The following is a 20,092-nucleotide window of genomic DNA, read 5'->3' on the forward strand; positions in this document are numbered from 1 at the left end:
TTATTCCTTGTTCCTTGTTGTTTGTTCCCTAAAAACTTCTTCCAGTTTCTCAATCAGATCCGGGCCTCTCAGATCCCGCGCAATGATCTTCCCAGTTGGATCAAGCAAAAAATTCCTCGGAATGCTGTTTATCCCATAAAGCACAGCCGTTGGGCTTTGAAAATGCTTGAGTTCAGAAACGTGGGTCCAGGTTAATTTATCATCCCGTAAACCCTTAAGCCAGTCTTTCCGATCGCGGTCGAGCGACACACCTAAAACAGTAAATCCTTTGTCCTTATACTTTTGAAAAGCACGAACCACATTCGGGTTCTCCTGGCGGCAAGGGCCGCACCAGGCTGCCCAGAAATCGAGCAGAATATATTTTCCTTTTAGGGATGACAACGCAACTACTTTACCGGCGGTATCAGCTGCAGCGAATTCGGGAGCAAAGGCTCCCACAGAGGTCTTTTTTTCCTTTGTAATGTAGTCGATGATTGCTTTACCCGTCGGGCTCAGTCTTACCGTTGCATCGAGCTTATTAAAGGAAGCCTCCGCTTCAAAGAAATTATTGGTAGTCCGGGTGACTTCGGGAAGCATCAGAGCAGAAATGAATGCGGATGGATTCTTCTCTATGTAATTCATTTGATAAGCAATAAGCTCTTTTCCAGCCTCTTTCAGGGAGGGAGAATACATTTTGATAATTGTATCCAGTGGAACCCCCATTTGGGATTGCCGCTCAGCTGCTTCATTTAGTGCACTTAGCTTTGCCATGTATGGCGACTGGCCGGCAGTATATTTGACAACTTCGTCATTGGCCTTCGAACCCGAAATAGCCGCAGTTGCAAGCTTTCCTTTTACCACAATCGAAATATTTCCCTTATCGAGTACGAACTGCTTAAACTCTGACGGATCTTTTGGTTTGAGATTTTCAGCCAGCGATAAAAACCCCGGACTGGGCTCCGGTATATTACCGGTAATTATAAATTGACCGTTTTGAACCGGCACCTTTTTTATCTGCGGCGCCTGATTGCTTACAAATGATCCCTGGCCAAAATAGATAGTGGAGATCTTAAGGGATGTATCGATACTTCCTTTGATCGTATAGGGCTGCTGCTGGGCAATAGCTGGAACAATACTGATGATCAGTAAGAACGAAAGTAGAAGATTGAAATGCTTCATTGTAAGATGTAAGAGCTAAAATTAGCTAGAAAATTCGGAATTACTCCAACGCGTTAATCTGGGAATTATTTCATAAAGGGCGTACCTAAACAAAAATAGCGGAGATCGAAAACAACATGCATAGGTTGATGATTCTACGCTTTAAAAATAACGCCTTGATAAAGTACCTTTCAACGGCAAATGAACGGCAAATGAACGGCAAATGCAGGGGCTGTAAAGAGCCCTTAAAACCACACATCACGAACCATTATTAATCAAGTTTGAATAAATCGCAATAAAAAGCCAAGTTTGGGGAAATATCTATATATGGCAGCCGAAATCACAGATTACCCTTTAGCTATCCGATCAAAGTTCCGCGAGGTCTTCTCTCAGGAGCCGCTCATTATTCGCTCCCCCGGACGCATTAACCTTATCGGCGAGCACACAGATTATAATATGGGATTTGTCTTGCCGGCAGCTATAGATAAAGCAGTATATCTGGGAATTCAAAAACGGACGGATGATGAGATACATATACATTCTTTGGATTATAATGATGATCATAAGACGGCCGTGGCTGAGATTGTGAGATCGGGGAAGTTGTGGCCTGATTACATATTAGGAGTGGTGAATGAGCTTAGGATGCATAGGATTATTAGGATACATAAAATGCGTGACGGAGAGGGGAATAGGATGCATAAGGTGGAAGAAGGACAGAGGAATGGGATTGATAAGATACGAGGCGGAGAAGATCTCAGTGCGATTCGATGGCCGCAAACTGGGTTTAATATTGTGTTTGGCGGGGATATTCCTCCCGGAGCAGGCCTTTCCTCATCTGCTGCATTAGAGTGTGCCACTGCATATGCGCTCAATGAGCTTTTTGAACTTGAAATAGAGAAAACGGATCTCGTTAAGATCTCACAGGCTGCAGAGAATAACTTTGTGGGGATGAAGTGCGGTATTATGGATCAGTTTGCGAGTATGTTCGGCAAAAAGGATCACCTGATCAGGCTTGATTGCCAAAGCCTGGAGTATGTATATATTCCGTTTCGTTTGGGAGGGGTTACCGCGGTCCTGTTTGATACCAGGGTTAAGCATTCGCTGGCATCTTCGGCATATAATGAAAGGAGAGAACAGTGTGAGGAGGGGGTGCGGCTAGTTCAGGTAGGATTGAAGTCGGAGACCGGAGGACTGAAGTCGGAGACCGGAGGTCGGAGGTCTGAAGCAAAACGTCTCAAACAAGACGTTAGAAGTCTGCGGGACGTAACTGAGGAGATGTTGTTAGAGTTTGTGAAACCGGTAAACGAATTGGTTTACCAGCGCTGTTCCTTTGTAGTTGCCGAAAGCAACAGGCTTCTTGCGGGATGCAAAGACCTGGAAAACAATGACGTTGCTGCATTTGGAATGAAGATGTTTGAAACCCATGACGGGTTGAGCAAGCTTTATGAAGTCAGTTGTAAAGAACTCGATCTGCTGGTCGACATTGTCATAGACAATCCAAATGTTTTAGGCGCCAGAATGATGGGAGGCGGCTTTGGAGGCTGTACTATTAACCTGATCAAACACGAAGCCGTACCCGACCTTATTAAGAAAGTTTCAGAGGTGTATAAAAAAGAGACTGGTGTTGAGATGCTGGTTTACAGGGTTGGGGTCGAGAATGGAACTGAAGTTGTCAAGTTAGATTAACAGGTGTAATCAACTTTAAGCTTCGGCAATTACAACCACCTGTTCACCAAATTCTCCAGCAGCTCCTGCTTACCGCTCCTCACCTCAGGTTCACCTTTTTCGATAGCATAAGCTCTCAGGTCTTCCAAAGTAAGCTTCCTGGCAGCATAATCCATTCCCTTACCGGAATCAAATGAGGCGTAGCGCTCTTCGCGTATTTTCCTGTAGTCTGATTTATTAAGAATATTATCAGCGGCTATTAAGGCGCGCGCGAATGTATCCATACCACCTATGTGAGCATAGAACAGATCAGCCGGGTCAGTAGAATTTCGGCGGATCTTAGCATCGAAGTTGATACCTCCACCCTGGAATCCCCCGGCCTCAACGATAACCAGCATGGCTTCTGTCAGCTCGTTTATATTATTAGGGAATTGGTCTGTGTCCCAGCCATTCTGTACATCACCACGGTTTGCGTCAATAGATCCCAGAAGGCCAGCATCAGCCGACACCTGCAGTTCATGCTGGAACGTATGGCCTGCCAGGGTAGCATGGTTTACTTCAATATTCAGTTTAAAATCTTCCATCAAATCGTACTGGCGAAGGAAGCTGATAACCGTTGCCGCATCGTAATCGTACTGATGCTTTGTAGGTTCGCAGGGTTTAGGTTCGATAAAGAACGTTCCTTTAAATCCTTGTCTGCGCGCATAGTCCTTTGCCATGTGAAGGAACCGGGCGAAGTTCTCCTGCTCGCGTTTCATATTTGTATTCAGCAAGCTCATGTACCCTTCGCGCCCGCCCCAGAAGACATAGTTTTCTCCGCCAAGACTAATGGTCGCGTCAAGCGCAGCTTTTACCTGTGCTCCAGCATGACTTAACACGTGAAAATCAGGATTAGTAGCTGCTCCATTCATATAACGGCGATGAGAAAATAAGTTGGCTGTTCCCCATAAAAGCTTTACCCCACTAACCTGTTGTTTTTGCTTTGCATACTCTGTAATGGTTTGCAAGCGTCTCTCATTCTCCACGATGTCATTGCCATAATCCACCACATCGACATCATGGAAGCAATAGTAAGGTAAATTCATTTTTGTGATGAATTCGAAAGCCGCATCCATTTTATCTTTCGCACGTTCCACCGGGTCAGACTTCTCATCCCATGGAAAGATGTGGGTTGGCTCACCGAAAGGATCAGCTCCATTTCCGACAAAGGAATGCCAGTAAGCACAAGCAAAACGTAGGGTCTCTTTCATGGTCTTACCACCGACGATCTTATCCTCGTCGTACCAGCGAAATGCTAATGGATTATCAGATTGCAGGCCTTCATATTTTATTTGAGAGATGCCTTTGAAGAATTCCTTATTGCCCAGGGTTATAGATGACATAGCTTTTATTTAGATTTCTAATTTATAGAATTTAGTTGAAAGTGGGTGATTAGCCTTCGTTTTCATATTTTGCGTAAAAATCAGATCAGTATGAAGGCATCGGTATTAGCACTTATCTTTTTCCTGGCAACGCTTTCTGTAAAAGCGCAGGATCATAAAGAATCCAATTACGATGAGGCTAAAGTGCCGGCCTATACCTTGCCTGCAATGCTTAAAACACAATCCGGCAAACTGGTAACGAATAAAGCCCAGTGGGAGCAATCCCGCAGACCGGAAATACTAAGGCTTTTTGAAGATAATATTTACGGGCAGGTTCCCAAAGATTACGATAGTATCCGGTACTCCCTGAGCAACGAAGATAAGAATGCCATGAATGGGAAGGCACATCTTAAAGAGGTTTTAATTGAAGTATTCAGGCAAAACAAGAGTGTAAAAATTAACCTGGTTCTCTTTATTCCTAACCATGTTCAGAAGCCTGCGCCGGCTTTTCTTCTCATTAATAACAGGGCAAAAGATCAAACTGATCCTACTAGAACAGTAAAGAGTGATTTTTGGCCTGCGGAAGAGGGAATCGCAGCTGGTTATACTATGGCTGCATTTCATAATGCTGATCTGGCTCCGGATGATCCGAAGCTTTTCATGAATGGGGTACTGCAATTGTATCCTGAACAGCTTGCAGCAGATAATGGTATGCGAGCTATTGGTGCCTGGGCTTGGGGCGCAAGCCGGGTGATGGACTATTTTCAAAATGAAGCGCTGGTAGACAAGGATAAAGTAGCCATTGTTGGGCAGTCACGCGGCGGTAAAGCCTCCTTATGGACTGCCGCTCAGGACCAGCGTTTTGCACTTTGTGTGAGCAACTGTTCGGGAAGTACCGGAGCGAAGCTGGCACGAAGAGAGTTTGGGGAAAGGATCAGAAGAATTAACACGTCTTTCCCTCACTGGTTCAATACGAATTATAAAAAATTTAATGATAAGGAAAGCCTCCTTCCTGTTGACCAGCATATGCTGATCGGACTTGTGGCGCCACGGCCGGTATACGCGACGAATGCAACAGAAGACTTATGGGCAGATCCGAAAGGGACATTCCTTGCATTAAAGCATGCAGAACCAGTTTATAGTTTATACAGTCTGAAGACAGGTTTAGGAGCTGAAGCCCCTGTTCCAAATACGGCGGTAATTCAATCGCCGTTGGGTTATCATAATCGTATTGGAGTACACAATATGACGGGGTTCGACTGGGCTAACTTTTTCAGGTTTGCTGTTTATCACTTTAAACAGAAGCCTTAGCCTGTCTTTGTGAGAGAAGCGAAACAATCTCTATGCGTCATGAATCATTTCCAACCGGGCGGTTAACAACTCCTTCCACTCCTGGTAGAAAACTTCATGGTCATGCGTTGCATCCGGCTCCACAATTTTAAGAGCTTTAACATTACTAAAGGCATTCTCCAACGTAAGCTCTCCAACTCCGATTCCCGCTCCGATGGCAGCGCCCACACTTCCATCGTTCTCGTATAGCTCTACGGGTACGCCGCAGGCATTTACAAATGATTCAGTGAACACCTTGCTTGAAAACATATTAGTCTTACCAGCTCGGATAACGGTAGGGCTCATTCCATTTTCACGCATGATATCCAGCCCGTAACGAAAAGAGAAAGCAATCCCTTCCTGCACAGCCCGGAAAATATCAGCTGGCTTGTGAACATTCAGATCAAGGTTGTGAAAATGTGCTCCCACAGTTTTATTATTCAGCATGCGCTCTGCCCCGTTGCCAAATGGGATAATGCGGATTCCATTGCTTCCCGATTCAACTGTAGCGGCCTCAGCATTCATCTTGTCATAGGTTGTTTCCGGAGCAAAGGTGTTTTTAACCCAGCGGTTAAGGATACCCGTTCCGTTAATGCATAAAAGAACACCGAGATGTTTCTGTTGAGGGGTATAATTAACGTGTGCAAAGGTGTTGATGCGCGACTGATTATCATATGTCAGCTGATCTGAAACCCCATAAACAACTCCGGATGTCCCGGCGTTAGCAGCAACTTCGCCCGGTTTGAGCACATTCAGTGATAAGGCATTATTTGGCTGGTCGCCTGCCTTGTAAGTGACCGCTATGTTAGGGCTGAGTCCGAGCGCAGTGGCTATTTCAGCTTTCACTTTCCCATGTTCTGAAAATACTGGTTGGATATCAGGGATGAGATGGGGGTCAAAGCCATAATAATTTTTTACCTCCCCTGATAATTGATCCTCTTTAAAATTCCAAAATACCCCTTCAGAAAGAGCTGAAATACTTGTTGTGATTTCTCCAGTAAGTTTCATCGCAATAAAATCGCCTGGTAGCATGACCTTATCTATTTTATGGTAGATATCAGGCTCATTTGCCTTTACCCATGCAAGCTTAGATGCGGTGAAATTACCTGGGGAATTAAGCAGTTCTTTCAAACATTTATCAGCGCCGATAGCCTTAAAAGCATTGTTGCCAATTTCTACCGCACGACTGTCACACCAGATGATAGAATTTCGAAGGACGTTCTGATCCTTATCCACCACAACCAATCCATGCATCTGGTATGCAATCCCTACGGCTTTAATATCACGCGGATCATATAGCTTCTTGGAGTTACAAATCAAAATAGCCTGCTGGACATGCTCCCACCATATTTCCGGCGATTGCTCTGCCCAGCCGGTCTTAAGCGCAATTATCTCAGACTCGGTTTCCGGATACTGCGCACTTGCAATACATTTCTGGGTCTGTGAATCCGTTACAGAAACCTTTATTGAAGAAGTACCAAGGTCGATGCCGAGTAGGAGCATTCAGTGTTGTCTAGCTTGGTTTTGAAGATATAGAATTCTTTTTACACTACGATCAGCAAAGCAGTTAATCAGTGATAAGTTCATCTAATTGCAATGCTGAGTGTTCCCTGTCCGTTCAGCAACTGTCAACTGTCAACTCTTCACTGTCAACTTAAATAAGTTTCTGATAAGTCCGCCACCACAAATCCGGCATTTCACCGGCATTCGCCATTTGATAATCCTCATATCTGCAAGGAACCAGGTGGTGGCGTTCGTTCTTTGACAGACCACTAGGATATGGTACCTGCATCCACCATCGGTCAGATTTTTTGCTTTTAACAAAAACAAGTTCGTGAGAACCGTCCTTCAGGCTCGCGCGGTATGTAATGTACTGTGATTTCGGCAGCAGCGGGTATTCCTTTTTACGATTATAAAATCCATCCACAAAGTACCAGACCATCTGCGCCAGTAGCAATGCCGTCTGTCCATTCTGGTCGTATGCGGGATTAAACTCATAAAACCCGATAGACGTCAGCTTATCATTCATACCTGCATATCGGCAGATTTGGCAAGCTTCTTCGCCATAAAACCCATTTGGTGTAGCATTGGCATTTGCACAAGCATCCGATGAGCGAATTGCAGCCAGATCGAAACTGATCATGTTGGCATTGCGAATAATTGGTTCTGAAATGGTTATGGAGTTAGCAAAATCACCAAGCCGGTGGATATCAAAATAAAGCTTATCCATTACCTTAAGGCTGTCTTGATTGACAAAATAAGTCTGGTAACCAATATTGCTAAAATTGAAGAGATAATTGGGCTGGTGCAAAAGGATTCTGTTTAGATAAGATTGAGATGTGGTGCCGTCTACACCTTCTGAATCATCGTCCAGATCAAAATGTGAGTCAACTACCAAAAGATCAATTTTCTGTTCCAGGTCTTCGTAAGCAAGGAACTGCGGATATGTCAGATCCTGGCCACCTCCGATAATCACCGGAAGAATATTAATTTTCATTAATTCAGACACAACCAGCTTGACCGCGACGTATGTATCAGAAACACTATGACCGGCCTTGATATTCCCCAGGTCTACAATCCTGGTTGTATAATTACCTTCGTTTAAAGCATAAAATTTCTCGCGAAAATGGTCAGCAGCAAGGGCAGTACCTGAGTTATTAATCGCATTACGATCTTCCTGAACGCCAATAATTGCTATATCGTAAGTATTTTCTTCAAGAACGGGAAAATCAGAAGTATAAATTTCCAGTTTGGAGCCTAAATGACTGTTGTAAAAACCATTTTTCGGTGATACATAGCTAACAGGGGAAAGAAAATCGGATAAAGACATAAGAAATTAGTTCTGAGATCGATTAATCGATGGGCCCCGTTAAACAATTCAGTCGGACGCCAGGATTGTGACAACAGACTAAAAGCAAATATCAGTTTATTCAAGTACTTTTGAAAGCAATAAAAAAAACATTCCATGGTATTAGTCACCGGCGCCACCGGTTTTTTAGGTTCCGAACTAGTTAGTCAGCTCTTGTTAAAAGGCGAAAAGGTCCGTGCCATCAAACGATCGTCTTCAATCATTCCTCTCATCATAAAAAATGAACATAATATCGAGTGGGTGGATGCAGACCTTTTGGATTACTTCAGTCTGGATGAGGCTTTGGTGGGAATTAAAAATGTTTACCATTGTGCCGCGCTGGTGTCTTTCGCACAAAAAGACAAAAAGCAAATGATGAAGGTGAATGTGGAAGGGACGTCTAATTTACTAAATGCTAGTGTAGCTCACAATGTCGATAAATTGCTGCATGTTAGCTCAGTCGCCGCCGTAGGAGACAGTAAACATAACGACCTGATAACCGAAAAAAACCATTGGGAATTCGGAGCAGGACAAAGCAGTTATTCCGTGTCCAAATACGAAAGTGAGATGGAAGTTTTTCGCGCTGCTGCTGAAGGTTTAAATACGGTGATCGTCAATCCATCAATAATTATTGGCAGGAATGCTGGCAGTGAAGGTAGCGGGCAGCTATTTGAAGCGATAAGAAAAGGCTTGCCGTATTACCCAGGAGGAAGTTTCGGGTATGTTGATGTGACTGATGTGGCATCAGCAATGATAAGATTAATGGAAAGTGATATTTCGAACGAACGTTTCATAATTAGTGCTGAAAATTGGTCGTACAGGGATTTGTTTTCGGAAATAGCAACCGGCTTAAACAAGAAACAGCCTGCTATTGCTTTGCAGCCCTGGATGCTTAATGTGGCAAGATATGGTAAAGGAATTTTGTCGGCTCTGTCTGGAAAACCCAATAGCCTAAATAAGGATACCGTCCGTACTGCCTTCAAAAAGCAGAATTATTCCAATGAAAAAATTAAAAAGGCTCTAAATTTGGAGTTCAGATCTGTCAGGGAAACCATTGCAGAGATCTGTAAGAATTACAACACGAATTAATACCAATAGATTGAAGCAGTTTTATATTATTGATTTCGACAGCACTTTTACTCAGGTAGAAGCGCTCGACGAACTGGCAAGAATTTCCTTAAAAGACCACCCGAATCGTGAAGGCATTTATCAGAAAATCGAAGATCTGACAAATGCGGCTATGGAAGGAAAGATGTCCTTTCGTGAGAGTCTGACTGCACGGGTTCAATTACTCGATGCAGATAAAGAACATTTAAAGCAACTAATCTCTCATCTGAAAACGAAAGTGTCGGCGTCATTCTCGCGGAATAAGACATTCTTTAAAAAACATGCCGACGACGTGCTAATTGTTTCGGGTGGATTTAAAGAATTTATCATTCCCGTTGTTTCATCTTATCATATATCAAAAGAGAATATTTACGCTAATACGTTTGTTTTCGACAATTCGGGAAAGATCATCGGTTATGATGAAACCAATCCGCTATCCAACGAAGGTGGTAAAGTAACTCTACTAAAGGATCTCAAACTGCAAGGAGATATTTACGGCATTGGCGACGGTCATTCAGACTTTCAGCTAAAGGAGTTTGGTATGATCAGAAAGTTTTACGCCTTTACTGAGAATATAGAACGTAAAACTGTGGCTGAAAAGGCGGATCATGTTACGCCAAGTTTCGATGAGTTCTTATATGTGAATAATTTGCCGCGGGCAATCTCATATCCAAAAAATAGAATTTTATGTCTCGTTATTGGAGACGTGCCTGCCCTCGCAATACAAACGTTGAAAAAAGATGGCTTCTCAATCCGACATAAAACAAGTTTTGAGGAAAAATATGTTCCCGATGTTGGGATGATGCTGCTTGCAAATGGAGAAGTTCTGGAAGACGAAAAGCTCAAGCGTGCAGTAAAACTTAAGACCATTGGGTACCTTGGAAACAGTCGGTTAATCTTGTCGAAAGATATCTGTACTGATATGGGTATTGTGGTTTTTGATGACCCGAAAAACAATGCAGGTAATACTGAATTTATTGCCAAGCGCATGATTAATTTCATCAATCACGGGCATACGTACAGGAGTTTAAATTTCCCTAATCTACAGCTTCCCCGCATCGCCGGTGCTCACAGGCTGATTCATATTCACCATAATGTTCCGGGTGTGATGGCGAGCATAAACCAGGTATTCGCAGATCATGACATTAATATCGTTGGACAATACCTAATGACTAATACAGATATCGGCTATGTCATTACTGATGTAAGTGACCATTATGATAAACGAGTTTTGAAAGATCTCAAGCAGATTGACCACACCATAAAATTCAGGATACTTTATTAATTTAATTCTGTGGAGATCAAGTCGATGTGAGCTACACTACCACTGATACTTAGCACTACTATTGCTGGACGAAGTGACACTTCCTAAGTAGCTATACACTAAAAAACAAAGTGTATGGAAACAAATCAAGAAACTGGGCTCAAGTATGAGCGCGCAAACAAGAGTGATCGCTATCCCCGGGGAAGTAATTCAGGAAGCAGTCCGACTAGTCGAATCTGGTATAATGTTAAAATACGTTTGCTTAATGTATGGAATGAGCGGAAATACGCTCTATAAGTGGCTCACCTGTTTTCGAGAGGGGAAGTGGTGCACCAAATAGTAAAGCCAAGCCCCTAGAGCTTAAAAACAATTGTAAAAAAGGCACGTAATCAACGCTAAATTATCTCAACTTTCAACTCTCAACTTTTAGTGTGTTCTCTCAATCGTCGTATCCCCCACACCAATATTAGTAGAATCACGAACCACTACCGTACTATCCGGAGCCCTTCCCTGGATGGTTTCCTGATCATGGTTGGTGGTATGGTCTGGTTCCTGGCCGGCGTGATAGCAATAGTGATTTGGATCACCGCAGGAAGCGAGGGCAAAAAGAATTGCGCTTAGGAAAAGATATTTTTTCATGACAAGGTTATTGAATGGTGTAAACACCTTTACAACAATCCCCGCCCCGGTTTAGTTTTTAATAAACCTCACCTGCCTTCTCGCGAAGTTCGTCGTACCACTCTGCACCATACTTCCTGATCAGCGGCTCTTTCAAAAATTCATAAACCGAAACTTTCAGTTCCTTGCCAAACGAACAAGCATCGCTGCAGATATTCCAGCGATCATAATGCAGCACATCAAACTCGGGATAATTGGTTATGCGGATCGGGTAAAGGTGACATGAGATGGGTTTTTTCCAGGCAATCGCACCTTGTTCGTATGCCTTTTCAATTGCACATTTGCTGATGCCGTTTTCCCAGGTCACATAAGCACATTCTTTGTTTGTATCTATACAGGGTGTCGTATAATCACCTTCAAAGTCCTTTACGTAAGTTCCGAATTCTTCGATGACAGCAATGCCTTTTTCCGTCATATAGGGCTTGACCTTCGCATAGATATCATCCAGCACAGCCAGTTCAAAACGTTCAAGCGGTGCGCCCGAATCGCCTTCGATGCAACATGCACCCTGGCATTTGTTGAGGTTGCAGACGAAGTTTTCTTTGATTATGTCTTCGTGAACTAGGGTGTTTTGTACCTGGATCATTTCAATGAGTGGACAGTTGACAGTGGACAGTTGACAGTTGGATGCATCTTAATTCAATGTGGCGACTAAAATTTAAATTATATCGAAAATTAATGAACCGACAATGGATATTTTGGCGTTGGACGACATAAGTCTGGGCAAATATCTTAATGGTACGCTTTGTGGAAATCTTGATTCTTGGTTCTTGGTTCCTGGTTCTAATTACTATTTTTTCAACGCCGTCAACGGATACTTCAAGCCACTCGCCGAAGCAAGCTCCAGAGTAACTGAACCCACCAATATCTCTACTTGTGCCTTTACAGGAATCCGGTTCCCATCATCGGTTATCCAAAGATATAACTTGCTGTCTTTTCGGAAAATTCTCCCGGGCTGGATTGACGGGCTGAATTTCAGACAGTTAAAATAACCTAAAGCGGTTTTGACCCGCTCTTTACCGACGTACTGAATGGTTAACTTCGTAACCCCATCATCCAGGAAATAATCCATACTGAACTTAGATCCGACGCTCAGTTTGGTGATATCCAGGCTTCGGGCAAAATAATATGCCGAAAGTACATCAAAGGTTTGGCCGTCGCCCTTGAAGGTTCCTTTATTAGAAACAATTTTCTTCTCATCCTGGTAAAATCGGGCCCTGTCGGAACGCCGGTAATTCGCTTCACGAATACTTTCCGTATACAGATAAGGACTTAGATCCTTCTGATCTATATAAGAATCATAGCGGTTCCTAACCTTGTAAAAAACATCAAATGAACCGGCCGTCTTGCCCTCAGCAACGAGATGAAAAACAGGTTTACCTTCAAATTTGGTATCGGTACTTTCTACACGGATATTAGCCTCAGCAGCCGTAATAAAACCATATCTCAGCTTATAGCGCAATTTCTCCCCCACCTGGAATACCGGCTCCTGCACGCTGCGGAGTTCCTGGGACGAGGCCTTCGCAACGGAGATTAGTAGTATAAATATGAGTAGTTTATAATTCATTTTTGCTGGGCTATGAGCTAACAGGTATCAGCTATCAGCATCTTGCAGGCGTACCTATCGTAATGCAATGTTTTCAATCCGTCGATCCTTTTCGACTTTCCATTCTCAACTCTACACCCGATAGCTATCGGGTCTCAATTCTCCACTCTCAACTCTCCACCGTCAACCGTCAACCGTCAACTTATTCAGTCTTTCCTCTTATAAATAGGAACGGTAGAACACGGCTCTCCGTACATTATGCTTTTAGAAACTCCTGTGAGGCGTACTGTCAGGTCAATAAAAGCGGATTCAGGTATGGCGATCTCGCCGCAGCCTTTGATCACAATTCGCTGATCCCGGTATTTTTCGAGGTCTAGTTTCTCCAGCTGTCTTTCGAAAAGAATCGTTTCCAGCAATTCGAGATTTCCAAACACAACGGTCTGTGCAACGGGTGCGAGACGATTCGCCAAAAGCATATAAGCCCAGGTGGGAACTATTGCATCGGCACTGCATGTGATTGCAACGTGCTTACCGGTGTACTGCTCCCAGTTGTGCTCTTTGATGAATTCCCTGAAATCTTTCTCCCGCAGCATCAGGCCGTGGAAAAGGTTATCTTTTATATCATATAGAATACGCTCGCCCTGCGGATAAAGCTCTGCAAGGTCGAAGCTTAGAAGGCCGCTTTGGGCGACTTTGTTGATGATGTTTTCTTGTATTTCCATAACCAAAAGATTTTACCGCAGAGTACGCAGAGTTTTTCGCCGAGAGCGCAGAGTCTAAGCGTGCAATCTCTGCGCTCTCGGCGTGTACTTTGCGCACTCTGCAGTTAATAAATTTTGTGAGTGCCGTAAGGCACCACCTCTAAACAAAAAACCGGGAACGATATCAATCCTTCCCGGTTACAAAGTTAAGCAATTAGCTGCTTAAAAGAACTTCACGCGATTGTCTTTGATGTCCGCTTTGTCGCGCAGGACTTTAAATGCTTCGCCTGGTGCACGCTGTACAAGCGCCTGAGACACCTGAACCTTTTGTTTAAACACATTGGTGAGGGGTGCAGGACTTGAAAAGCCATTTACCACGAAAACGTAGATGCCGTTATCACCTTCGATCACTTCAGATAATTTACCTGGCTGTGACCCAAATATTGTTCCTACGAGCTTATTTTCCTGAGCAATTCCAGGAATTACCGGGTTAGCAAAGACTATATTTTGAACTGGTGTAACCGGTCTGCCTGCTTTTTGTGCTACCTGCTCAATTGACGAAGCACCATTACGTGCTGCTGTCAACTTTTCAGTTAGCATACGTGCTTTTACCTTATTGCGAACTGCTGTCTCAATTTGCTTTTTAACCTGCTCAAGCGGAAGTGTTCCTTTTTCGAAGACATCAACAACTTTTGCTACTGCAAACTTATTGCCCATCTCGAATACTTGCTCTGAAACATCGCCTTTATCAGCTCCGAAAGCCCAGCGGATCATTTCTCTAGGATTATCAAGACCCGGAATAGAGGACTGGGTAGCTACTACATTTTCTGCAATCAGCTTAGAATAACCCGATTTTTGGGCACTTGCATCGAAAGACTCACCATCTTTGGCAGTGCTTAAAAAAGACGTCGCTTTCGAATAAGCTAGCTGCTGAGTTTTGCTGCTGCTTGCAAGAGACTTATCTACCATCGCTATTTTAGCAACTCTTGAGCTTCCCACCTGGCCAGTGATCTTTATCACATGCACTCCAAATTGAGTTGTTACTACTTTAACATCACCAGTTTTACCATTGAAAACAACCTCTTCGAACGCCGGGATCATTGCACCCCGTGCGAAAGTTCCTAAATCTCCACCTTTATCTTTAGAAGCGTCCGTACCGAATTTAGTCGCAAGTTCTGAAAAGCTTGCACCTTTAGCGATAAGTCCTGCAATAGAATCAGCTTTTGCCTTCGCTTTATCTACGCCACCTTCAGTTGCCGGGTTTATAAGAATATGACTTGCCTTTACCGAGTCTGGGCTTGATTTAATGTTAAGCACCTTAACCATTTTGTACTGGCCGTTGGAAAAGATTGGGCCAATGAATGCACCATTAGACGATGCGAAAACCGCCGAATCTAAAGCAGCCTCGAGTTGCCCTTTACGAACATAACTAACAGGCATTTTCGTCTCAGAGTTGATACTCACGAAAAGGGAATCATTTGTTGCAGCACGGAAATCAGCCGCAGTTTTGTCAACAATAGCTTTAGTGTCTGCAGTGTCTGTCTTTGTTGGGTTAGCATCAAAAACAACATATTCAAATGTTCTTGTTTCCTGCAGGTTTTTGAAACGGTATTTGTTTTCGTTATAGTAATCTTTATAATCCTGGTCGGTGATTTTAGCCTGGTTATCCGGGATAGAAGCATATTCAAGATTTACGTACTTGAAGTTGGCCAGTCTGTTCCGCTGATTGTAATCTTCTTTAGCCTCAAGTGATGTAACATATAAACTGTTCTTCACCAGATTATTGTATTTCTGGGCAAGCTTGTTCTCACGAATGTTTAACAGAAATGAAGTCCACTGAATGCTCACCGGGCTTTTTGCATCCTGAGTTTTAATATTATCCAGGAAGGAATTTAATTGAACCCTGTTCAGCTGGCCAGTTTGCGGATCGCCAAAGTTTTGCAGGATCTGCGGATCAGGATTTTTACCGGTAATAAGATCATTCAGCTCATTTTTGCTCACCTGCAATCCCAGACGGTTTATTTCTTTATCCATCAAGATCTTAGAAACTTGCTGATTCCAGGTATTCTCGATGATATAGGAAGTCATTTGAGGATCCAAATTGCTTTGGCCCATCTGCTGTTTGAAGTTATTGGTATTCAATTCGACCTGCTCATTAAACTTAAGCACAGAAATTGCTTCTCCATCAACCTCACCAACTTCCGTTTGATTTGAATTCATTAACGATCCGCCCATCTGAACCGCATCACTAACTAAAAATGCAACTATTGCAAAACCAATCGCTCCAACGATGATAATCCCGGCACGGTTCCGCAAAAAACTCATTATTCCCATATCAATATTCTATTATAATTTTTAAAAGAGGGCGCAAGATACAAAAAATGGATAAAGTTTAATAAAAATGTAACAGCTTAAAAGAGTGGAGAATGGAGAGTGGAGAGTGGAGAATTCACGGGATAGTTTCACATTCTCAGTTCTCAATTTTTAACTCTCAACTGGCAACGCTGTGTTATCCGATTTCCAACTGTCAACCATCAACCGTCAACTGTCAACCATCAACTGTCAACTCCCTAAAATCCCTGTTTCTCCGTTAAGCTCAAATCCCCTGAAGCCTGCTCAATTTCATAGTATGAAAAATCCTGGGTGGCCCAAAAGTTCTTTCCGTACATGATATTTCCGGGAGTAGTAACACTTACCAGCTGATTGGAGAAAAACCTTCCTTTAGTTTCATCCCAAATAAGTTCCTCTGATTTAAAAGTCTCACCTTTATTATTGGTAACAACAACGTTTTTTCTCAACTCTACAACCTTTTCATTTTCACGTCTGATCGCATAATCCGATGTCACGCGGCTGGTCTCCTGCTGTCGGGTATCATAAAAAATGACAGTCACTCCCTTCTTCATCTCGATATAGGGCTTCTCCGTTTTATAATGAAGATACTCGGGGGTGATCATTTTGGCTTTGACGAAAGCCGAATCGCTGTATAGTACTGTTACTCCTGTAGATTTGTCCACTGGCACAGAAAGCTTTTTAGCAGAAATTTGCTCTACGTCTTTAAGGTTATTCTCGCAGCCGGTAATTAACAGGAGGCAAAGCACTGTAAGAATGGCACCGGTTATGCCCGCCGGCGGGCAGGATATAATACGGTGAATCCTCATTATCTATTCAATATAAGTTTTCTGGAACCACTTGTCATTGAGCGTAAACCCGAGATGAACATTGACGTATTTGTCGCTGACAAGATTATTTTTCTCCGTCCCTCTCTTGCCGATTTCGGTCGAAAGATTTATACGGTAGAAGGAAGAGCGGCTGCTTGGTAGCGGGAAGCCAAAACCAAACGTCAGTCCATATTGCTTAATATCGTTTCCACCTATATTAATAAAGGTACGGTCGTACTTCATCCCCAGGCGATAATCAACCAGCTTCCAGTAGTTGTTGATTGAACTGGCATCAGGAGTTACCTGACCACCAACAGCGACACCTAAACTATTGTTCAAGCCTCCGTTTACCGATCCTTCGCTATAGTCCGACCATTTGCCGTAAGACACATCCGCACCGAACAACCAGGAATTGTTATTTTCAAAAGCAAAACCAACAGTATGAGTTAATGGCATGTTGATCTTGGTTTTACCACCCTTCAGGTAGTAGGTGCTATCAATAACCCCCTGATCGTCGCCTTTCAGATTTCTTCTGTATCGGGTGGTGACTATATCATTTCGTGAATTAATTTTATTTCCCGTATTACTTGCGTAGCCCAGGATCAATTTCGTCTTATCGCTTATATTCGCCTCATATTGAAGTCCTATGTCGAAGCTGAAGCCCCCAATTGAATGCTGGAACTGCGTACGTGAATTTAAGGTAGTTACATCATACCCACCTTCCTGTTTTGAGTCAAGGAAATCGATGGAGCGATTTTCTTTCAGGCTACCAAACAAGTACCCGATGTTAAATCCTAAGCTCAGATTTTTCCCGATCTTGAAACCATAGCCGGCATAAGCTTTAGACACACCTCCTTCACCGCCATATACGTATTCAACGTCATTGGTATCCAGGACTCCTGTATTCTTAAATTGATAGCCCAGGTCACTATATGGTACTAGTCCGAAACTAATTGCTGAAGTTCTGTTTACAGGAATACCAAAGTTGATATGGCTTAATGTCGAATTGAATTGGCTTTTACCAGTTACACCAGCTTTACTAAGGCTCCGAAGGTCCATGGACGCCCCAACTTCGAAAGCGGTCAGAGACAAAGTTGAATAGGAAGCTGGATTTGCCATGTTGATGTTATCATAGACACCAGGCTTACGAATACCCATACTGATACCACCCATACCCCGGGTTTGCGGTAAAAGTGAACCTTTAAGATCGCCGAGACCGAATTGAGAATACGGCGAGCTTGAAGTGGTCTGCGCTGCAGCGGATACACTGGCAGCAAGAATGGTAACAAAAAATATATTTTTAAAAATCTTTATCATTGTTGATTAATAACTTCGTTTAAACCAATAAGTACCAGATCAGGCTCGGTTTTCAAAGTGTGCGCAAAGATGCTATTTTTAAACCTGGTATCAAAAAAATTCGCATCCCCTCCACACAGTATAACCTGCAATTCAGCATATTGAGATCTATACCGCTCAATAAATCCGGCAATCTCCAAATAGGTACCATTTACCACTCCCGAAAGCATAGAAGTTTCAGTATCATTTCCCTCCAGACCGTCGAACTCTTTCAGCGGAACCAAGGGAAGTCTCCCGGTAAAGTCGTGCATTGCACGAAGCCTCATTTTTAAACCCGCTGAAATACTCCCACCACGATAGACATTATCTTTGTCGATCGCATCATAAGTAATACAGGTACCTAAATCAATCACCAGACAATTCTTCCCGGGATTTAACGCTTTAGCTCCAACCACGCCAGCCAGACGGTCAAGACCAAGTGTCTGGGGAGTTTTGTATTGATTATCTATCCCTGCATTTGCGGCTGAAAAGCGGATGTAATCGGTCTGCCCGACAAGTACTTTTTCTAAGTCCTCTATTCCATCTTTAACTGATGAAATAATACTTTGTTGTACAGGTGTTTCTTTTAAATACGATTGCAGCTTATCCTCGCTGAGTTCTTCAAGAACATTAAGGCTGACAAGTTTCTGATCATCAAAAGTGGCAATCTTTGTACGTGAATTGCCAATGTCAATAACCAGTCGCGACATTACGCGTGTGCGATATTTAGGATAGACTCAAAGATGCCCAAACCGTCCTGATTGCCCAATATAGCATCAGCAGCACGCTCAGGATGTGGCATCAGTCCAAATACATTCCTGTTTACATTACATACACCGGCTATATTATTCAGGGAACCATTTGGATTTGAAGCCGCAGAAACATTTCCATTTTCATCACAGTAATGAAACAGCACCTGATCATTATCCTGAATTTTCTTCAGAGAATCCGCATCAGCGAAATAGTTACCCTCGCCGTGTGCTATCGGTATTTTCAATGCTTTCGCAGGATCAAGCAGGGATGTCATTAAGCTATTAGAAGTTGCCGGTTTCAGAAAGACATTTCTACAGATGAATTTTCTGCTGGTATTGTGAAGCAAAGCTCCCGGCACCAAACCAGCTTCCGCAAGGATCTGGAAACCGTTGCAAATCCCGAGTACATATCCACCCTTATTTGCAAATTGAATGATCTCCTGCATTAAAGGAGAATACTTCGCAATAGCACCTGAACGGAGATAGTCGCCGAAAGAAAATCCACCCGGCAAAACAACAAAATCCACACCTTGCAGATTATGATCCTTATGCCACAAACGAATAACTTCCTGTCCCATTACCTGTTCCAGGACATAGATTATGTCTTCGTCACAGTTTGATCCAGGGAAAATTACAACTCCAAATTTCATTATGATAAATTTTTATTTAGACCTGCACGAATCGAATCGAACCGGTTTATGCTACAAATCTATTCAAAATTTGAGACTGGTGAGGGGTTTTAGTGTTAAAAAAGGTTAAAAGGGCGCTTTCGCGCGCCAAATAATATTTATCCTCGCCTCATGGCCGAAGTTCACATACTTTATGTATTGGGTACAGTTTGCATTTTTTCCGCCTCGTGCCGGCGGACTGGCACTTACTTTTCCCTGCAGCTGGAAAAGTAAGCAAAAGAGCCGCCGCTGCGCCTGGCGCTATTAAAGCTTGTGCTGAGGCTACACCTGAAGTTGCCGCACCAGCCAATGCGGAATGACGGTGAACGGAGATTCAGTGCTTTGGCCAGAGAAGCGTACACATAGCTTAGCTGGTGTAGAGAGGCGTCCGCCTAAGGCGAACGCAGGCAAACGTACATGACGTGATGGAGGATCGGTGGGTACGCTGGGTAGCTGATATTAATAGTTCTTCTATCTCTGCAGGTTGCAGAACACGCCCTCCTAAGATTTGGCGGTAAAGGCGCGTTTTAGACCCAAATGTTT

Annotated in this window: 18 protein-coding genes; 5 read left to right on the forward strand and 13 right to left on the reverse strand. The window is 43.3% G+C overall.

The genetic code is table 11. The features are described from left to right. Nucleotides 1–1,158, reverse strand: a complete 1,158-nt coding sequence (locus B5X60_RS10560) for a TlpA disulfide reductase family protein (protein ID WP_079702657.1) — start codon at nt 1,156–1,158, stop codon at nt 1–3. Between the two features lie 306 nt (nt 1,159–1,464). Here B5X60_RS10560 and galK point away from each other — a divergent pair, with 306 nt between their 5' ends. Further along, on the forward strand, nt 1,465–2,823 hold the full coding sequence (gene galK / locus B5X60_RS10565; protein ID WP_079702658.1) for a galactokinase: 1,359 nt from the start codon (nt 1,465–1,467) through the stop codon (nt 2,821–2,823). 29 nt (nt 2,824–2,852) lie between these two features. Here galK and xylA read toward each other — a convergent pair whose 3' ends face one another. Continuing rightward, entirely contained in the window at nt 2,853–4,184 is a 1,332-nt protein-coding gene (xylA, locus tag B5X60_RS10570) for a xylose isomerase (protein ID WP_079702659.1), read from the reverse strand. 90 nt (nt 4,185–4,274) lie between these two features. Here xylA and B5X60_RS10575 point away from each other — a divergent pair, with 90 nt between their 5' ends. Beyond that, complete coding sequence (locus tag B5X60_RS10575; RefSeq protein ID WP_079702660.1) at nt 4,275–5,474, forward strand: glucuronyl esterase domain-containing protein; 1,200 nt, start codon at nt 4,275–4,277, stop codon at nt 5,472–5,474. Nucleotides 5,475–5,504: 30 nt separating this feature from the next. Here the strand turns inward: B5X60_RS10575 and B5X60_RS10580 are convergent, their stop codons facing one another. Together B5X60_RS10580 and B5X60_RS10585 are read right to left on the reverse strand one after the other, a co-directional pair. After that, nucleotides 5,505–6,995: a xylulokinase gene (locus B5X60_RS10580; RefSeq protein ID WP_079702661.1), complete on the reverse strand. Its 1,491-nt coding sequence runs from the start codon at nt 6,993–6,995 to the stop codon at nt 5,505–5,507. Between the two features lie 151 nt (nt 6,996–7,146). After that, nucleotides 7,147–8,322, reverse strand: a complete 1,176-nt coding sequence (locus B5X60_RS10585) for a formimidoylglutamase (RefSeq protein WP_079702662.1) — start codon at nt 8,320–8,322, stop codon at nt 7,147–7,149. Between the two features lie 135 nt (nt 8,323–8,457). Between B5X60_RS10585 and B5X60_RS10590 the strand changes: the two genes are divergently transcribed. The 3 genes from B5X60_RS10590 (at nt 8,458) to B5X60_RS18295 (ending at nt 11,008) form a co-directional block, all read left to right on the forward strand. Further along, entirely contained in the window at nt 8,458–9,429 is a 972-nt protein-coding gene (locus tag B5X60_RS10590) for an NAD-dependent epimerase/dehydratase family protein (protein ID WP_079702663.1), read from the forward strand. 10 nt (nt 9,430–9,439) lie between these two features. Next, on the forward strand, nt 9,440–10,732 hold the full coding sequence (locus tag B5X60_RS10595; protein ID WP_079702664.1) for an HAD-IB family phosphatase: 1,293 nt from the start codon (nt 9,440–9,442) through the stop codon (nt 10,730–10,732). Nucleotides 10,733–10,846: 114 nt separating this feature from the next. Further along, nucleotides 10,847–11,008, forward strand: a complete 162-nt coding sequence (locus B5X60_RS18295; protein ID WP_170878432.1) for a hypothetical protein — start codon at nt 10,847–10,849, stop codon at nt 11,006–11,008. A 129-nt stretch (nt 11,009–11,137) separates the two neighbouring features. Here the strand turns inward: B5X60_RS18295 and B5X60_RS10600 are convergent, their stop codons facing one another. The 9 genes from B5X60_RS10600 to purQ all read right to left on the reverse strand — a co-directional run bounded on the left by B5X60_RS10600 (nt 11,138) and on the right by purQ (nt 19,531). Beyond that, nucleotides 11,138–11,350 carry a hypothetical protein gene (locus B5X60_RS10600; protein ID WP_079702665.1) on the reverse strand — a complete coding sequence of 71 codons (213 nt, stop codon included), beginning with the start codon at nt 11,348–11,350 and terminating at the stop codon, nt 11,138–11,140. A 58-nt stretch (nt 11,351–11,408) separates the two neighbouring features. Next, nucleotides 11,409–11,975, reverse strand: a complete 567-nt coding sequence (locus tag B5X60_RS10605) for a DUF3109 family protein (RefSeq protein WP_079702666.1) — start codon at nt 11,973–11,975, stop codon at nt 11,409–11,411. Nucleotides 11,976–12,179: 204 nt separating this feature from the next. Continuing rightward, entirely contained in the window at nt 12,180–12,956 is a 777-nt protein-coding gene (locus B5X60_RS10610; RefSeq protein ID WP_079702667.1) for a DUF3108 domain-containing protein, read from the reverse strand. Nucleotides 12,957–13,141: 185 nt separating this feature from the next. Further along, complete coding sequence (locus tag B5X60_RS10615; RefSeq protein WP_079702668.1) at nt 13,142–13,657, reverse strand: DUF2480 family protein; 516 nt, start codon at nt 13,655–13,657, stop codon at nt 13,142–13,144. A gap of 201 nt (nt 13,658–13,858) precedes the next feature. After that, a complete protein-coding gene (locus tag B5X60_RS10620) occupies nt 13,859–15,961 on the reverse strand; it encodes a SurA N-terminal domain-containing protein (RefSeq protein WP_317043751.1) in 2,103 nt (700 codons plus the stop codon). Nucleotides 15,962–16,206: 245 nt separating this feature from the next. Further along, nucleotides 16,207–16,794 carry an LPS export ABC transporter periplasmic protein LptC gene (lptC, locus tag B5X60_RS10625; RefSeq protein ID WP_079702670.1) on the reverse strand — a complete coding sequence of 196 codons (588 nt, stop codon included), beginning with the start codon at nt 16,792–16,794 and terminating at the stop codon, nt 16,207–16,209. Between the two features lie 3 nt (nt 16,795–16,797). Next, nucleotides 16,798–18,111, reverse strand: a complete 1,314-nt coding sequence (locus B5X60_RS10630; protein ID WP_079702671.1) for a porin family protein — start codon at nt 18,109–18,111, stop codon at nt 16,798–16,800. Next, nucleotides 18,108–18,839, reverse strand: coding sequence for a type III pantothenate kinase (locus B5X60_RS10635; RefSeq protein WP_079702672.1), 732 nt, complete (start codon nt 18,837–18,839; stop codon nt 18,108–18,110). Before B5X60_RS10635 ends, B5X60_RS10630 begins: the two co-directional genes overlap by 4 nt. Next, nucleotides 18,839–19,531, reverse strand: coding sequence for a phosphoribosylformylglycinamidine synthase subunit PurQ (purQ, locus tag B5X60_RS10640; RefSeq protein WP_079702673.1), 693 nt, complete (start codon nt 19,529–19,531; stop codon nt 18,839–18,841). The genes B5X60_RS10635 and purQ overlap by 1 nt, the downstream gene beginning before the upstream one ends. Nucleotides 19,532–20,092 lie beyond the last annotated feature (561 nt).

Origin of the sequence: Daejeonella lutea, from assembly GCF_900168015.1 — a bacterium.
GTDB classification, from domain to species: domain Bacteria; phylum Bacteroidota; class Bacteroidia; order Sphingobacteriales; family Sphingobacteriaceae; genus Daejeonella; species Daejeonella lutea.

Coding starts and splice junctions, on each gene's coding strand:
- B5X60_RS10560 (WP_079702657.1), bottom strand. CDS start 1,158: ATGAAGCATTTCAATCTTCTACTTTCGTTCTTACTGATCATCAGTATT.
- galK (WP_079702658.1), top strand. CDS start 1,465: ATGGCAGCCGAAATCACAGATTACCCTTTAGCTATCCGATCAAAGTTC.
- xylA (WP_079702659.1), bottom strand. CDS start 4,184: ATGTCATCTATAACCCTGGGCAATAAGGAATTCTTCAAAGGCATCTCT.
- B5X60_RS10575 (WP_079702660.1), top strand. CDS start 4,275: ATGAAGGCATCGGTATTAGCACTTATCTTTTTCCTGGCAACGCTTTCT.
- B5X60_RS10580 (WP_079702661.1), bottom strand. CDS start 6,995: ATGCTCCTACTCGGCATCGACCTTGGTACTTCTTCAATAAAGGTTTCT.
- B5X60_RS10585 (WP_079702662.1), bottom strand. CDS start 8,322: ATGTCTTTATCCGATTTTCTTTCCCCTGTTAGCTATGTATCACCGAAA.
- B5X60_RS10590 (WP_079702663.1), top strand. CDS start 8,458: ATGGTATTAGTCACCGGCGCCACCGGTTTTTTAGGTTCCGAACTAGTT.
- B5X60_RS18295 (WP_170878432.1), top strand. CDS start 10,847: ATGGAAACAAATCAAGAAACTGGGCTCAAGTATGAGCGCGCAAACAAG.
- B5X60_RS10600 (WP_079702665.1), bottom strand. CDS start 11,350: ATGAAAAAATATCTTTTCCTAAGCGCAATTCTTTTTGCCCTCGCTTCC.
- B5X60_RS10605 (WP_079702666.1), bottom strand. CDS start 11,975: ATGATCCAGGTACAAAACACCCTAGTTCACGAAGACATAATCAAAGAA.
- B5X60_RS10610 (WP_079702667.1), bottom strand. CDS start 12,956: ATGAATTATAAACTACTCATATTTATACTACTAATCTCCGTTGCGAAG.
- B5X60_RS10615 (WP_079702668.1), bottom strand. CDS start 13,657: ATGGAAATACAAGAAAACATCATCAACAAAGTCGCCCAAAGCGGCCTT.
- B5X60_RS10620 (WP_317043751.1), bottom strand. CDS start 15,961: ATGAGTTTTTTGCGGAACCGTGCCGGGATTATCATCGTTGGAGCGATT.
- lptC (WP_079702670.1), bottom strand. CDS start 16,794: ATGAGGATTCACCGTATTATATCCTGCCCGCCGGCGGGCATAACCGGT.
- B5X60_RS10630 (WP_079702671.1), bottom strand. CDS start 18,111: ATGATAAAGATTTTTAAAAATATATTTTTTGTTACCATTCTTGCTGCC.
- B5X60_RS10635 (WP_079702672.1), bottom strand. CDS start 18,839: ATGTCGCGACTGGTTATTGACATTGGCAATTCACGTACAAAGATTGCC.
- purQ (WP_079702673.1), bottom strand. CDS start 19,531: ATGAAATTTGGAGTTGTAATTTTCCCTGGATCAAACTGTGACGAAGAC.